Annotated in this window: 14 protein-coding genes, 1 tRNA gene and 1 pseudogene; 4 read left to right on the top strand and 12 right to left on the bottom strand. The window is 60.8% G+C overall.

The annotated features are described in order from the left end of the window. Window positions 1–15 precede the first annotated feature (15 nt). Entirely contained in the window at window positions 16–393 is a 378-nt protein-coding gene (locus tag ACS4RR_RS14320) for a hypothetical protein (protein ID WP_026154153.1), read from the bottom strand. Between the two features lie 63 nt (window positions 394–456). After that, a complete protein-coding gene (locus ACS4RR_RS14315) occupies window positions 457–1,134 on the bottom strand; it encodes a hypothetical protein (protein WP_260111127.1) in 678 nt (225 codons plus the stop codon). Window positions 1,135–1,415: 281 nt separating this feature from the next. Between ACS4RR_RS14315 and ACS4RR_RS14310 the strand changes: the two genes are divergently transcribed. Continuing rightward, window positions 1,416–2,024 carry a TerC family protein gene (locus tag ACS4RR_RS14310; RefSeq protein ID WP_017964345.1) on the top strand — a complete coding sequence of 203 codons (609 nt, stop codon included), beginning with the start codon at window positions 1,416–1,418 and terminating at the stop codon, window positions 2,022–2,024. Between the two features lie 21 nt (window positions 2,025–2,045). On the opposite strand, the gene ACS4RR_RS14305 is transcribed toward ACS4RR_RS14310, so the two are convergent. From ACS4RR_RS14305 to metG, 3 genes are read right to left on the bottom strand one after another with little or no spacing between them, the layout of a single operon-like run. Further along, complete coding sequence (locus ACS4RR_RS14305) at window positions 2,046–2,870, bottom strand: MBL fold metallo-hydrolase (protein WP_260110859.1); 825 nt, start codon at window positions 2,868–2,870, stop codon at window positions 2,046–2,048. Between the two features lie 4 nt (window positions 2,871–2,874). Then, entirely contained in the window at window positions 2,875–3,657 is a 783-nt protein-coding gene (locus ACS4RR_RS14300; protein WP_260110860.1) for a TatD family hydrolase, read from the bottom strand. Window positions 3,658–3,661: 4 nt separating this feature from the next. After that, the gene (metG, locus tag ACS4RR_RS14295) at window positions 3,662–5,212 is read right to left on the bottom strand and encodes a methionine--tRNA ligase (protein ID WP_260110861.1); all 1,551 of its coding nucleotides are present in this window, start codon (window positions 5,210–5,212) and stop codon (window positions 3,662–3,664) included. Window positions 5,213–5,446: 234 nt separating this feature from the next. On the opposite strand from metG, the gene ACS4RR_RS14290 reads away from it, so the two are divergent. Continuing rightward, window positions 5,447–6,235 carry a sulfite exporter TauE/SafE family protein gene (locus ACS4RR_RS14290; RefSeq protein ID WP_260110862.1) on the top strand — a complete coding sequence of 263 codons (789 nt, stop codon included), beginning with the start codon at window positions 5,447–5,449 and terminating at the stop codon, window positions 6,233–6,235. Window positions 6,236–6,315: 80 nt separating this feature from the next. Here ACS4RR_RS14290 and ACS4RR_RS14285 read toward each other — a convergent pair whose 3' ends face one another. The 4 genes from ACS4RR_RS14285 to ACS4RR_RS14270 form a co-directional block, all read right to left on the bottom strand. Next, window positions 6,316–7,341 carry a DNA polymerase III subunit delta' gene (locus tag ACS4RR_RS14285; protein ID WP_260110863.1) on the bottom strand — a complete coding sequence of 342 codons (1,026 nt, stop codon included), beginning with the start codon at window positions 7,339–7,341 and terminating at the stop codon, window positions 6,316–6,318. 8 nt (window positions 7,342–7,349) lie between these two features. After that, entirely contained in the window at window positions 7,350–8,030 is a 681-nt protein-coding gene (gene tmk / locus ACS4RR_RS14280; protein WP_170263107.1) for a dTMP kinase, read from the bottom strand. A 132-nt stretch (window positions 8,031–8,162) separates the two neighbouring features. Then, window positions 8,163–9,356: a D-alanyl-D-alanine carboxypeptidase family protein gene (locus tag ACS4RR_RS14275; RefSeq protein WP_170278037.1), complete on the bottom strand. Its 1,194-nt coding sequence runs from the start codon at window positions 9,354–9,356 to the stop codon at window positions 8,163–8,165. Between the two features lie 71 nt (window positions 9,357–9,427). Continuing rightward, window positions 9,428–10,534, bottom strand: a complete 1,107-nt coding sequence (locus ACS4RR_RS14270; RefSeq protein ID WP_222279468.1) for a septal ring lytic transglycosylase RlpA family protein — start codon at window positions 10,532–10,534, stop codon at window positions 9,428–9,430. A 404-nt stretch (window positions 10,535–10,938) separates the two neighbouring features. Between ACS4RR_RS14270 and ACS4RR_RS14265 the strand changes: the two genes are divergently transcribed. Continuing rightward, the gene (locus ACS4RR_RS14265; RefSeq protein WP_170263105.1) at window positions 10,939–11,142 is read left to right on the top strand and encodes a hypothetical protein; all 204 of its coding nucleotides are present in this window, start codon (window positions 10,939–10,941) and stop codon (window positions 11,140–11,142) included. A gap of 100 nt (window positions 11,143–11,242) precedes the next feature. Here the strand turns inward: ACS4RR_RS14265 and ACS4RR_RS14260 are convergent. Beyond that, window positions 11,243–11,566: pseudogene (locus ACS4RR_RS14260) on the bottom strand (GYD domain-containing protein); the annotation flags it as partial. A gap of 271 nt (window positions 11,567–11,837) precedes the next feature. Here ACS4RR_RS14260 and ACS4RR_RS14255 point away from each other — a divergent pair. Then, window positions 11,838–11,927 (top strand) — tRNA-Ser (locus tag ACS4RR_RS14255). 507 nt (window positions 11,928–12,434) lie between these two features. Here the strand turns inward: ACS4RR_RS14255 and ACS4RR_RS14250 are convergent. Further along, a complete protein-coding gene (locus ACS4RR_RS14250) occupies window positions 12,435–12,749 on the bottom strand; it encodes a hypothetical protein (protein ID WP_017964360.1) in 315 nt (104 codons plus the stop codon). Between the two features lie 335 nt (window positions 12,750–13,084). Beyond that, window positions 13,085–13,738: a hydrolase gene (locus tag ACS4RR_RS14245; protein ID WP_260110864.1), complete on the bottom strand. Its 654-nt coding sequence runs from the start codon at window positions 13,736–13,738 to the stop codon at window positions 13,085–13,087. Window positions 13,739–13,784: the final 46 nt, after the last annotated feature.

The raw sequence follows: 13,784 nt of genomic DNA, 5'->3' as shown, positions 1-13,784 counted from the left end.
GGGCACTCACGTCCGTCACTGCCGTCTCATCTCCTGGATATTACCGGCAAATCCTGCAAGCAGCACGCCGAGCGGAAGACGCCGAACCAGCCTGGCGGCAATGAAGGTTGCACCGATCGCCGCGGCAAGTTTAAGCCAGGGATAGTCGCCGAGCTGGACATGGGCGCTTGCATCGACCGATGTCGCCTTGGCTTTCAGCGCCGCTTCTGCATCCTCGCGCAGCACGCCGATGCGGGCATTCAGCAGCCTGACTTCATGCTGCAGGGCGTTCAGGCTCTCGTCGGCCTTTTCACGCGCGGTCTGCTCCGCGGCATCGGCAAAGGGCGGATCGCCTTCCTCGATCAGTTCGTCGGGGTCAGGCGGAAGGCCGTGGCGGTTGATGGACGATTGCATCGACATGTCCTCGAATAGGTGAGCGAGGGAAATGAGGCCCGGCATTGCAGCCGGCCCCTGATATCAATGGTCGCGCTGGAAACCCTGGCTCTGGTGAGATCCGCCTTGCGATTGAGTTTGGGATTGGCCTTGGGATTGGCGATTGGCTTCGTCCGTTGACGTGGTGCCAGGGTCGGGGAAGGTATAGGCGCGCACCTTGGCACTTCCATGCGCGGTGTCCCGCATTGCCACCGGGCGCGCATCGTCGAATGCGCTCTCGGACACGGCGAGGTCTTCCGAGGCTTTGCCGCCATGCGTCGATCCGGCAAAGCCGGTATTGGACGCGCCTTGCTGTCTGTCCTCCAACGACCAGAGATCCGCCCGCTCATCCATATCGATACTGCCTTCGTCGTCCAGAATATCGTGGACGGTCTCATAAAGTGCGTCATCGATATCATTGACCTGGACGAGGAAGCCGCCTCGCCGTAGCCCTTCTGCATAGACCGCACGATCTTCATCGGGGAAGAAGAAGTCTGCCAGCGCGTCGAAGAAGCCGCTGCGGTTGTCGCTCATGCCGCCGGCATTTTTTCTGTCCGCCTCATATCCGGGCATCAGCCTTATTCTCGCAACCGGCACGCCCGCGTCTTCAAGACGGGAGACGGCGGATTCGGCGTCCGATCGGCTGTCGAAGAATGCGGCAAGACTGCTGCGCCCCGTCGGGCTTGAAAAGGCCGGGTTGGTATCATTGTAAATGCTGCCCATTTGGCTCTCCTCTCGGTGTGCAGATCCAGCCGCCAATCCGAAGTCTGGCCAATATCTGGCCGAAGGCTGGCTGACGCCTGGTTTCCTGACCTGAAGAACCGGTGGCTGAGGTGAATGTTCCACGGGAATTGCGATGCTCTGCCATATCGCCTGCGGTTCCATTACGTCGCCTGCCATCAGATGCGCAGAGCCATAAATTGCGCCGGCTGCGAAATCCCTCAGCGGTTGACGTCAAACCTTCGAAACGCTAGCACGGCTTTGACGCATTGGGGACAATTCATATGGATATCTTTACGGCAGCCGGTCTGACGGCTTTGCTGCAGGTCATCGCTATCGACCTCGTTCTCGCCGGCGACAACGCCGTGGTTATCGGCCTTGCCGCTGCCGGCCTGGAGGCCACGCAACGCCGCAAGGCGATCATCGTCGGCATTTTGGCCGCGACCGTACTGCGTATTCTCTTTGCCAGCGTTGCTGTCTATCTGCTGGCGATCGTCGGTCTGCTGCTGGCCGGCGGCCTGCTGCTGCTCTGGGTCTGCTGGAAGATGTGGCGCGAACTTCGCGCCGGTCACGGCGAGAACCACGAAGCGGCGGGTGCCGAAGGCGCGCCGAGAAAGACCTTCTTGCAGGCGGCGACCCAGATCGTCATCGCCGATGTCTCGATGTCGCTCGACAACGTTCTGGCCGTTGCGGGTGCTGCACGCGAACATCCGAGCGTGCTGGTCATCGGTCTTGCCCTGTCGATCGCGCTGATGGGTATCGCCGCAAACCTGATCGCCCGCTTGCTCAACAACCATCGCTGGATCGCCTATGTCGGTCTGCTGATCATCCTCTATGTCTCGCTTGACATGATCCACCGCGGCGCGGTCGAGGTTCTGCCTTATATGCAGTGACCCTGCACTCAGTGCCGGGGCTCAGGCCCTGGCTCTGCCCTCGATCTCGAAGCTCATCTGGTCATACGCCGGCACCACATGATCCGGCGTCTCAGCCATCACCGCGTCGTAATCGAGCGGCGTGTGCATATGGGTGAGGATCGCCTGTTTCGGCTTCAGCCGGCCGATCCAGTCGAGCGACTGTTCCAGCGACAGATGGCTCGGATGATAGCTATATTGCAGCGCGTCGATGATCAGCACGTCGAGATCTTTAAGCTTCTCGACAGTTTGCGGCGGGAAGTCATTGATATCGCTGCAATAAGCCACATCGCCGATGCGGAAGCCGAGAGAGTGGATATCCCCGTGCTGCTGGATATGCGGATGAAACGGGATCGTGCCTCCAGGGCCGTGGATTTCCAGAGGTTCATCGAGATTTTCGATGACGATCGGCAGCACGATCGGCGGATAATTGCTGCCCGGCGGCGTCTCCAAACAATAGCCGAATGCTTCCCGCAGCCTGTCCATCGTAAATTGGTCGGCAAAGATCGGCACCCGGCGGCGCGTATTGTGAAAATAACCGCGCAAATCGTCGATGCCATGAATATGGTCGGCGTGCGGATGGGTGTAGAGCACCGCATCGACATGATCGACACCTGCCCTGATCATCTGCTCGCGGAAATCCGGCCCTGTATCGATGACGACGGTCGTCACCTCGCCATCCGGTGCGAATTGCTGCACCATGAAGGCGGCGCGCGTGCGCCGGTTCTTCGGATTGTTGGGATTGCAGGCGCCCCAGTCGCCGGTGATGCGCGGCACGCCCGGTGACGACGAACAGCCGAGAATGGTGAAACGCCGCCGGTAGAGCACGCCGCTAGATCCTCGGCATCTTCGAGAACAGGCGGAAAGCGTTCTCCGTCGTAATCCGCGCGACCTCTTCATGGGAAAGGCCGATCGTATCGGCGAGCACCTCGGCCGTGTTAACAACATAGGACGGCTCATTGCGCTTGCCGCGCCAGCGCTTCGGCGCCAGATAGGGCGCGTCCGTTTCCACAAGCAGCCGCTCATGCGGGAGCGTCTTGGCGATCTCTCGCAGCTCTTCCGATTTCGGGAAGGTCAAAATGCCGGAGAAGGAGATGTATCCGCCGAGCGCGACTCCGGTCTTGGCAAGTTCGGGGCCTGCCGAGAAGCAGTGCAGGATAAAGGGGAAGGCCCCCTTCCCGCTTTCCTCGGTCAGGATCTCAGCCATGTCCTCGTCGGCGCTGCGGCTGTGGATGACGAGCGGCAGCTGAGTCTCGCGCGCCGCCGCAATATGGCGCCGAAAGCCGGTCTGCTGGTCCTCAGGCTTTTGCGTGTCATAGAAATAGTCGAGACCGGCCTCGCCGATCGCCACCACCTTTTGATGGGCATTGGCGAGACGCACCAGCTCTTCCGTCTGGATATCCAGCTCTTCGTCGGCATTGTTCGGATGCGTACCCACGGAGCAGAATACCGAGGGATATTTCTCCGTGATGGCAAGCAATGTATCGAGCTTTCGCACCCGCGTCGAGATCGTCACCATCTGCGCAACACCAGCCGAATGGGCGCGCGCGACGATCTCGTCCCGCTCCGCCTCGAAGTCGGCGAAATCAAGATGGCAATGCGTGTCGATCAGCACGGCCTTAAGCCTCCGGAGCCACGTAGCGCGGGAAGACCGGCGTCGGCGCTTCGAGGGCCGTTCCGGCAACCAGACGACCGGCTTCGCCGAGGGCAGCAAAATCGCGCTTGTCTGCAGCTGCCGCGACAAGATCGAGCAGCTTGGCCGAGGATTCAGGCATGAAGGGCTGAAGCAGGATGGCGATCTGGCGCACGACTTCGGCGGTGACGTAAAGCACGGTGCCCATACGCTCCGGATCGGTCTTCTTCAGCGCCCACGGCGCCTGGCCGGCGAAATAACGATCGGTCTCGGAAACGACCGAAATGATCGAGGCAAGCGCCCGATGGATCTGCTGCTTGCCCATGTCTTCGCGGGTCGAAGCGTGCAGCGCGTCGACCTCAGCCAGCATCGCTCTGTCCTCGTCGCTGAGCGCGCCGCATTGCGGGATCTTGCTGTCGCAATTCTTGACGATCATCGACAGCGACCGGCTGGCGAGATTGCCGATGCCGTTGGCGAGGTCGGAGTTGATGCGGGTGCCGATCGCCTCTTCGCTATAGCTGCCGTCCTGGCCGAAGGAGACTTCGCGCAGGAAGAAGTAACGCACCTGGTCGAGGCCGAAATGGTTCACCAGATTGACCGGATCGACGACGTTGCCGAGCGACTTCGACATCTTCTCGCCCTTGTTGAGCAGGAAGCCGTGGGCAAAGACCCGCTTCGGCAGCGGCAGCTTCGCCGACATCAGGAAAGCCGGCCAGTAGACGGCGTGGAAGCGGATGATGTCCTTGCCGATGATGTGCACGTCGGCCGGCCAGTATTTCGCCCGAGGGCCGTTCCTGTCCTCGATATAGCCGGTCGCGGTGATGTAGTTGGTCAGCGCGTCGACCCAGACATACATGACATGGGCCGGATCGTTCGGCACCTTGATGCCCCAGTCAAAGGTCGTGCGTGAGACCGAGAGGTCCTTGAGGCCCGACTTGACGAAGGAGATCACCTCGTTGCGGCGCTCGGCCGGACCGATGAAATCGGGGTTCGCCTCGTAATGCGCAAGCAGCTTCTCCTGGTATTCGGAGAGCTTGAAGAAATAGCTTGCCTCTTCCACCCACTCGACAGGCGTGCCCTGCGGCCCGTAGCGCACGCCGTCGGCGCGCTGCTCCGTCTCGTTTTCCTGGTAATAGGCCTCGTCGCGCACCGAATACCAGCCGGCATAGCTGTCCTTGTAAATGTCGCCATTGTCGGCCATCAGCTTCCAGATGTTGCGCGACGTCTCGTGATGGCGCTCCTGCGTGGTGCGGATGAAATCATCGTTCGAAGCGTTGAGCAGCGTCGCCATCGCCTGGAATTCGCCAGAGTTGCGGTCGGCGAGCGCCTGCGCGCTGATGCCCTCGGCGCGTGCCGTCTGCTGCATCTTCTGGCCGTGTTCGTCGGTGCCTGTGAGGAAAAACACATCCTTGCCGTCGAGGCGCTGGTAGCGTGCCATCGCATCCGTCGCGATCAGCTCATAGGCATGACCGATATGCGGCTTGCCGTTAGGGTAGGAAATCGCGGTGGTGATGTAGAAGGGTGTTCTGTCTGTCATGGCGGCCAATGTCCGGCTAACTCTATAAAAATGGTCAGCCGCTCTTAGCGCATGTCACCGTCAAGCGAAACCTCAACTTTCCAGTTGCCGATGTTTTCCGGGACGGCGAAGGCATGAACTTGACTCAGCTTCTCACCCAATCTACCCGTCATAAGACAGAGGGCGGGACAGGAACGAAGTGCCAGTTTTCATTTGCCGGGTTTGTGGTGGCCGCGCGCCGTCAGGGGCGCTTGTTTGACATTCGAGCCGCTCTATTCGCTGTCAGGTCTGTTCGTGGGCGCGCTCGTCGGCATCACCGGCGTTGGTGGCGGTTCGCTGATGACGCCCCTGCTGGTGCTGCTCTTCGGCGTCCATCCCGCCACCGCCGTCGGCACCGATCTTCTTTATGCGGCGATCACCAAGACGGCCGGCACCGCCGTTCACGGCATGCATGGGCGCGTCAACTGGAAGATCGTCGGCAGCCTCGCAGCCGGCAGCCTGCCGGCCGCCCTGCTGATGCTATGGCTGCTGGCTGGCGTCGATCGCAAAAGCATCGGCGTAACCAATACCATCACCACCGCGCTCGGCTGGCTTCTGGTCATGACCGCGATCATGCTGGTCTTCCGGGGCCCGATCCTCGAATTGGCGCGCCGCGCCATCGGCGATCGCACGCCGCCGAAGCCGACGACCATCCTCATCCTCACCGTCGTTCTCGGATCCGTTCTCGGCGTCCTCGTCACCTTGACCTCTGTCGGCGCCGGCGCGTTGGGGGTGACGATCCTGCTGATCCTTTATCCCAGGCTCGATGTGCGCCAGATCGTCGGTTCCGATATCGTCCATGCGGTACCGCTAACCTTGATCGGCGGCACGGGCTATTGGCTGATCGGCGAGATCGACTGGCCGATGCTGCTTGCCCTGTTGATCGGCTCCATCCCCGGCATCATCATCGGAAGCCTTCTGGCGCCGAGGCTGCACGAACGCACTATCCGCATCGTCCTTGCCGCCACGCTTGCCGTCGTCGCAGGTAAGCTGCTGACTGGCTGACAATGCATGTCGCCCAAAAGTGTGCAGCGGTTTTGGGATAACGACATGCATAAATCAGAGAATTAAAGCGGTTTCGCGCTTTAAACGCCCGGCTGCTTGATATCGGCGAGAATGCTGATGATCGTCTGCTTGCGGTCGAGATTGTAGCCATCTGAAATGGTGAGCCGCTCGGTGATCTCGGAATAGAGCCGCGCCAGCCGCTCTGCCGCGGCGATCTGCCCCGCGCCTGCCGCCGCGCGCGCGCGGTTCATGATGTCGTCGCCCACATGGCTGACGAAGAAATCGAAGATCGTGTCGCTTTCCCGACCCGAAAGTGCGTCGGCCAGCCGATGCATCGCCTTGCGAGCCGTCGGCCCTTCGGCGGCAAGCATCTCGTCATAGGCGGCGATGATGTCGCCGCCGCCATAGTTCAACAGTTTCAGCGCCTCGCCGACGCTGCCTTTGGCGGCCGAAAGCACCGTTCCGCCCTCGCCTGATATGCCGAGATGGGCAAGGGCCGCGACGAGTGCTTCGTCGGTAAGCGGCGCCAGTTTCAGCGGCAGGCACCGCGAGCGGATCGTCGGCAGCAGCCGTCCCGGCGCGTGCGAGAGCACCAGGAACAGCGCCCGCTTCGGCGGTTCTTCCAGGATCTTCAGGATAGCGTTGGCTGCATTGCGGTTCATGTCGTCGGCAGGATCGATGATTACGATCCGCCAGTTGCCGGTGCCAGACGTCTGCGAGAAGAACTTGCCGGCGCGGCGCACCTCGTCGACGGTGATTGCCGATTTCACCTTGCCGGTCTTTTCGTCTACCGGCCGAGCAAGGTGTAGCAGATTATGCGAGGCACCAGAGGCGATCTGCCGGCTGACGGGAGAGGCAGGATCGGGATCGCCGATCGTCTCCGGCGCTGTCTCGGGATCGGGATGCGAGAGCACGTGATTGGCGAAACGGAAGGCGAGCGTCGCCTTGCCGATGCCTTCCGGCCCCTCGATCAGGATGGCGTGGTGGCCCTTGCCGGACCGGTAGGACTGGGCAAGGAACACCTCCGCCTCTTCATGGCCGAACAGTCTGGTATTTTCCCCCGGCCAGATGGCGCCGTCGAGCAGTCCGGGCCTTTCCTCACTCATAATGGGCTTCACTCATGATGGGCGGCTTCCGGCATTCGCAAACGGCCCGCGGGCGACAACAGCTGTTTGACGATCGCCAGGATCTCGGCGGCGATCGCCTCCTCCGTCTGCATGGCGTTGACCACGTGGCAGCGCTCGGGCTCGCGGGCGGCGATATCGAGAAAGGCCTCGCGCCGTTTCTCGTGCGTTTCCAGCCGCTCTTTTTCGTAGCGATCGGGACCGTCAGCGGCAGCGCGCTTCTGCGCCCGCTCCAGCCCGACCCTGGCGGGGATGTCGAGGATCACGGTGCAATCCGGCATGACGCCGTTGATGGCGATGCGCTGCAGCGTCTCAATGAAATCGGGCTCGAGATTGCCGGTGATGCCCTGGTAAACGCGGGAGGAATCCATGAAGCGGTCGCAGAGCACGACCTTGCCTGATGCAAGGGCTGGCCGGATCACTTCTTCGACATGGTCGTTGCGCGCCGCCGCAAAGAGGATCGCCTCCATCCGCGTGCCGAAGGCCTCGGCAGCGCCCGACAGCAACACGTGGCGCACGGCCTCGGCACCCGGCGAACCGCCGGGTTCGCGCGTCACCAGCACGTCGTGACCTTCGCCCTTCAGCGCCTCGGCGAGGCGACGGATTTGCGTGGATTTCCCAGCGCCTTCCCCGCCTTCAAACGTAACGAACAATCCCGTACCGGATGACAATGACAACTTCCCGCATTCCAGGCGCCGCACGCGCCCCGCTCCTTCTATCTATCCGAAGATATCATGGAGGAAAACCTTTCGCCGCGGCGACATATTCACCTTTCCCGGCAAATTGCATTGGAAACCGAATGTTCAGCCGGGCGCGGACTTGTCCCAGAGCCAGGAGAAGAACAGCGATTCGCCGAGTTCCAGCATGGCGTCGACCGCCCGGCTGCTGAGCGAGCCCTCGCCGACTGCCTGCACCGTATAAAGCGGCACCTCCCTGAGCAGCCGGCTGCCGGCGAAAATCCTCAGCGTGCCCGCCTGGGTATCCGGCATGACTGGCGCCGTCAGCGGCCAGTGATAGATGATGCGCGCCGACAGCCGGTCGGGATTGCTGATCGGAATATAGACGCTGACCGGCGCCTTGGCGACGAGATCGACGGTGCGCGACGTGCCACCATAGACGCTGGCGGCACCGATCACTTCCTTCTCAGCGAAGATCTGCCGGTTCTCGAAGGCCGTCAGTCCCCACTCGAGCACCCGCTTGGTCTCCTCCGTCCGCTCCTTGTCGGAGGCGATGCCTGCGAGTGCCAGAAACAGCCGCCTGCCGTCGCGCTCGACCGAAGCGACGATCGAGTAGCCCTCGCCCTCGGTGAAGCCGGTTGCCAGCCCGTCGGCGCCGAGATCAAGCCCGAGCAGCGGGTTGCGGTTACGCTGGAAGATCTTGTTCCACTCGAAATCCGGTTGCGCAAAATAGGGATAGAGATTCGGATAGGATTGCTGAAGGGCGGCAGCGAGCGTCACCATCTCGCGTGCGGTCACCTTGCTCTTGCCATCGGGAAGGCCGGTGGAATTGCCGAACTCGGCCTTCTCCATGCCGAGTTCGCGGGCACGCCGGGTCATCGACGCGGCAAATTGCTGCTCGCTTCCGGCCATGCCCTCGGCGAGGATGATGCAGCTATCATTGGCGCCCTGGATGGCGACGCCCTTGATCAGGTCCTCGACGCGCACGCGTGATTTGAGGCTGGCAAACATCGTTGCCGTCCGCGACGGCGCGCCGCCCGTCCGCCAGGCATATTCGGATACGGGATATTCGGTATCGAGCGTGATCTGGCCCTTGGTCACCGCCTCGAAAACCAGATCCATCGTCATCAGCTTGGCGAGCGAAGCCGGCGAAAAGCCCTGGTCCTCGTTCTTGGCGAGAAGCACCGTGCCGGTGGCGGCCTCGATCATATAGGCCTGCGCCGCCTTGGTGGCGAAGCCGGAGGCACCGCCATCGGCTGCAAAGGCGCCGGTGGCGAACGGCATCAGGCATGCAAGCAGGCGAAGCACGGGCTTCAGCATCGCAATTTCCATTGATCGAGCGGCGTATTTCAGGAGGTTAGAACGCGAGGAAATCCGATGCAATTGCCAGTTCAGCGCGCGGCGAACTTTGCCTGATGACGCTTGGCCGCGGCAAGGATGGACTCTTGCGTCAGCCCGTCATTGCGCACCATCACCGCATCGAAGGCGAGATCGACGGTCACCGTCTTCACCTCTTCGCTCTGATAGCCGAGCGCCAGCGAATTCTCGGGCCGCTCGTAGGGCATCGGACCGATCTCCGGCAGCACGACCAACTGGTCCATCGCCTGAGCGCCATTGTTGAACGACGGCGCCGATGGGGCCACCAGAACATGGGCAGCCGGCGCCAGAGCGGGTGCTGCGGCCGGTGCCGCATTGTAGCGTGCGCTGGGCGTCGAACCGGCATAGGAGGTCGCCGACATCGGCACCGGCACGTTGGCCGGCGCCTCGTAGTCTTCCGAACTCTGCAGCTGGTCGCGAGTGATCTTGCGGCTGTTGGAGGCGACCATCACGCCGGTTGCGATTTGGCCTTCAGGATTGACGCCGGGAATGCGGCTGCCCTTCGGCGAATATGAGGCCATCAGATAGGGCATGTCGTGGCCGTCCATGCGGGCGCGGCCGACATATTGCACGCGCACCTTACCGGTGCCGCTGTGCTGCAGGTCGAGCATGTCGGCCGTCTTGTTGGAAAGATCGATGATGCGGCCCTCGTGATAGGGGCCGCGATCGTTGACACGCACGATGACCGAGGAACCGCTTTCGAGATTGGTAACGCGCGCATAGCTCGGCAGCGGGAAGGTCGGATGCGCAGCGGAAAGATGCATCTGGTCGTAGACTTCGCCATTCGCCGTCAAGCGCCCGTGAAAGGCCGAACCATACCAGGAGGCGACGCCGACCTTGTTATAGGCGAAGTCTTCCTTCGGATAATACCACTTGCCCTTCACCTCGTAAGGGTTGCCGACGAGGTAGCGGCCGCCGCCCTTGGGGATGTTGTTGCCGGTGGCGACCCGCGGGCTCGCCTTGACGCCATATTCGGATTCAGAGAAATATTCTTTGCCGTGGGCTTTTTTCTTCGGCACCGCCTGCGTCGTGCCACACGCCGCAACCGTCGCACACATCGCCGAGATCGCCAGCCACCGTGCTGTCGTTGCGAAAGACGCCGCCCCGTATTCCAGTTTCATGTGCCCCACGCCGCTCAAAGATCGTTATGGTTAAGGAACCTTGCCCTATCTTGGGCCAACAACGCCTTATTCCCGCCCGCCTAATGAGGCTTTAATCTTGCTAGGTTCGTGGCAATTTTACGAACAATTTCGCGGCGATAGCGACAATTCTAATGATTATGGTTTACAAATTACTAACGCGAACCCTCCCCGCCTGCCATTCCATCGCCGTAATAGGGCCAGAAATCAACGTGCCGATGCGGGGCATATGGTGAACGTCCAGGTGCTTCCGAACGCCCCAGAAGCTCCATATTGGAACAAGGCCTGCGCGTATTTGACGAGCGGCAGGGGGTCGGCGCTTCCTTCCGTGTGGGAACGAATTGTCCGCCGCGGGCTTTGAGCGTGTAGACCTTTGGAGGATCACCATGAACGATAAAACCATGACGCAGCTCGACACGATCAGCCAGCAGTTGCACGCCCGATCTCGCGCGCTTTCCCAGCTGGATAAAGACAACGACATCGCAATCCTGATGTCGGCACTCGCCGTGACGATGGAGGCGGTTCGATCTCTCGGCGAGGATATGAACCAACTCAACGGTCCGAAGGGCCTTGGATCTGACGGAAGCTAGATCTCATGTCTCCGGCGTATTTTACAGAGAGCTTGCGCCGGGAATGAGACACGCGAAACGTTATCTTCAACATGGATGGAAACGGTGGGCGCACCACCTTTGCTGCAGGTGGACGATATCGAATCGTCTTCGCCTTTTCCAAGGCTTCGATCGTATCCTCGACGCTGAGGAGGACGGTGGTCTCCATAGAACTGAGCGCGCCTCCTGCGCCGATCGCAAGTGCGACGGCCGCCATCGATACGTTATCAGGCGCCTCTCACAGATTCCAACCATCGTGCTCGCCGAAGGCGTACCAGAACCCATGCAGCTTTCCGCCGACGGATTCGATGTAACTACGCGCCGCCTCTCGGCGATCCTCAGGGTTTTCGATCATTCGCGCCCAGGTTTCGGGCGTGTAGCTGAAGCGTGTGAGATACATGGCCATGGCTTGTTTCCTCCGCCGGAACGATACAGTTAACGCTCAAGCCTTGGAGAACGCGATTCATTTCCAATATGCGGAATAGGCCTGCCTCGGCTCACGCTCGAATTTGTTCGCACGTCGCGCCAGGGATGCCGGCAAATGCTGCAGAGCAAGTTGACGCTGCTTTCAAAGCTGCTAGAAAGCCAGCCATCGAATGATTGGGTAGCAAATCGGCAGCAACGGCCGGTTCACAGACATCAACAGAATGTTGGTGTCTCGACCTTTTCAATCAGATGGAAGAGTGTCCGAGTGGTTTAAGGAACCGGTCTTGAAAACCGGCGTGCGGGAAACCGTACCGTGGGTTCGAATCCCACCTCTTCCGCCACATCACATTGAGTTTGTTGAGTAATTTCCGATTTCTGCCCGGAAACTACAGCTTATCATAACGGCAGGTTCCATCTCAGTGGCATCGCGGTGATGTGGTAGGGCTTCCGTTTTGCTGTCGCCCCGATGATCGACTGGACGGATCGGCATTGAAGCTGGAGCCCTCAGAGCGCGTGTCGTACTCCTCGTCGTCCCGTGGTTATTGCGCCTCCCTCATCTAGCCCTAATTCAGCACCCCCTAATCCTTGCGAAAATTCACGAGGCGCATAAATTCAATCTATCAGATGGCTTTTGCTGGTGACCACGGATGTACTGGCACCGTGCTGACGCAATCAGAGAAGGGTCGGCGCGAGCATTCGCCCGGCCCTTCTTTTATGCAAGACCGTTCTGTGGCTACTGTCGATAATGCCCATCCCTGCCCGACGCCCGTTCATCTCATGGCAGCGGAACTCGTGAAGGCCGAAGGCGCGCTGTGGGGCGCCAACGTTGGTGTCCGTGGCACTGCCGACTAAAAATCGAAGTACACGGTCACACCTGACCGACGACGATAGGGGTAATCGTCGCGATAGCCGTAATAGTCGCGGCTGCCGTAATACCGCGGACGATAGCACGAGCCGTAATACCGGCAGTCGCGGTAAGCGTATCGCTGTTTCTTCCAGTGGCCATACGCATGTCCATTATCGTGGCGACGGTGTTTGATCTGCTCGACGTCGGGGGTATGTATATGTACTGCGTTCGGCACGACGATCGGCGCGGCGCTTAGCGGCAGGGCGAAAGATGCAGCCAATACCGTGGCTGCAAGTGAGGCAAAAAGCATCTTCATCGGCGCATCCTTTCTGGCTGCGATTCTGGGTTAATCCGCATTAACCTGCGATGAACATCTGCGCGCTCCAGAATAACCGCCGGCGCCGCTGGTATGGTTGCGGGTGGTCATTCCTTCAGGATTCATAAGCCCGACACCTTCGAATGCGTTCGCAAGTTCTGCTCCAAACACAAGAGGGGCTGGAAGGGACTGCAAAGCCCTAGTTCTTGAGTCGATCATGCCCGCCGCGAGAATCCAGGGACGGACGGCCTTCCGATTGAGAGGGGATGAAGAGGCTCGATAAGCAATCAGCCTTCGCAACGCGTCGCTCGAAAATCTCTGCATCCCCGCTTAGATCAGCCTGCGTTGCCAGGCACAGGCGTGTTGAGCAGCTGCTGCTCCCACAGGTACGCGATACCGCTGCCAGCGGCATGCTGCTTGAGCACCTCCGTCAACTCTGCGGCGTGCTCGGTCCGGGCCCAGTCGCGCTGCCATTCGGACGCCAACGCCAGCCAGGTCATCATGTTCGCGCCGGCCGCGGTCATGCGCTGGATGGCGACCTCATGGGCTTCGACCGAAGTCCCTCCCGATGCGTCAGCGATAACAGTCACATCCCAGCCTTCGCCGAGCGCCTGGATCACCGGCATTGCGACGCAGACCTCGGTCCACAGGCCGGCGATGATCAGCTGCTTGCGGCCGGTCGCCTTGACTGCGTCCACGACCTTCCGATCCTCCCAGGTATTGATGAACGTCCGGTCGATCACCTCCCGGCCGGGGAACACATCGGTGATTTGCGGAGAGATCAGACCGCCCCGATCGGCGATCACGCTCGTCAGGATGGTGGGGACATCGAAGGCCTTGGCGGCCTTCGCCAGGGCGGTCGAGTTGTTGACCACTGCGTGCGGATCGTGGCTGTTTAGGTTCGCGAGCTGGTATGGCTGGTGGTCGATCAGAACGAGTACCGAATCTTCGGGGCGAAGAAGCGAAGCAAGGCCATTACGAAAGGTCATTATTACATCCTTTGCTGCCGCCCACGAGCGGCATTGGTTTTGCGGG

The organism is Rhizobium zaerense (assembly GCF_051810725.1).
Classification (GTDB): domain Bacteria; phylum Pseudomonadota; class Alphaproteobacteria; order Rhizobiales; family Rhizobiaceae; genus Rhizobium; species Rhizobium leguminosarum_I.
Note: the sequence above shows the minus strand (reverse complement) of the source record. Positions and strands in the feature narration are given on the sequence as shown.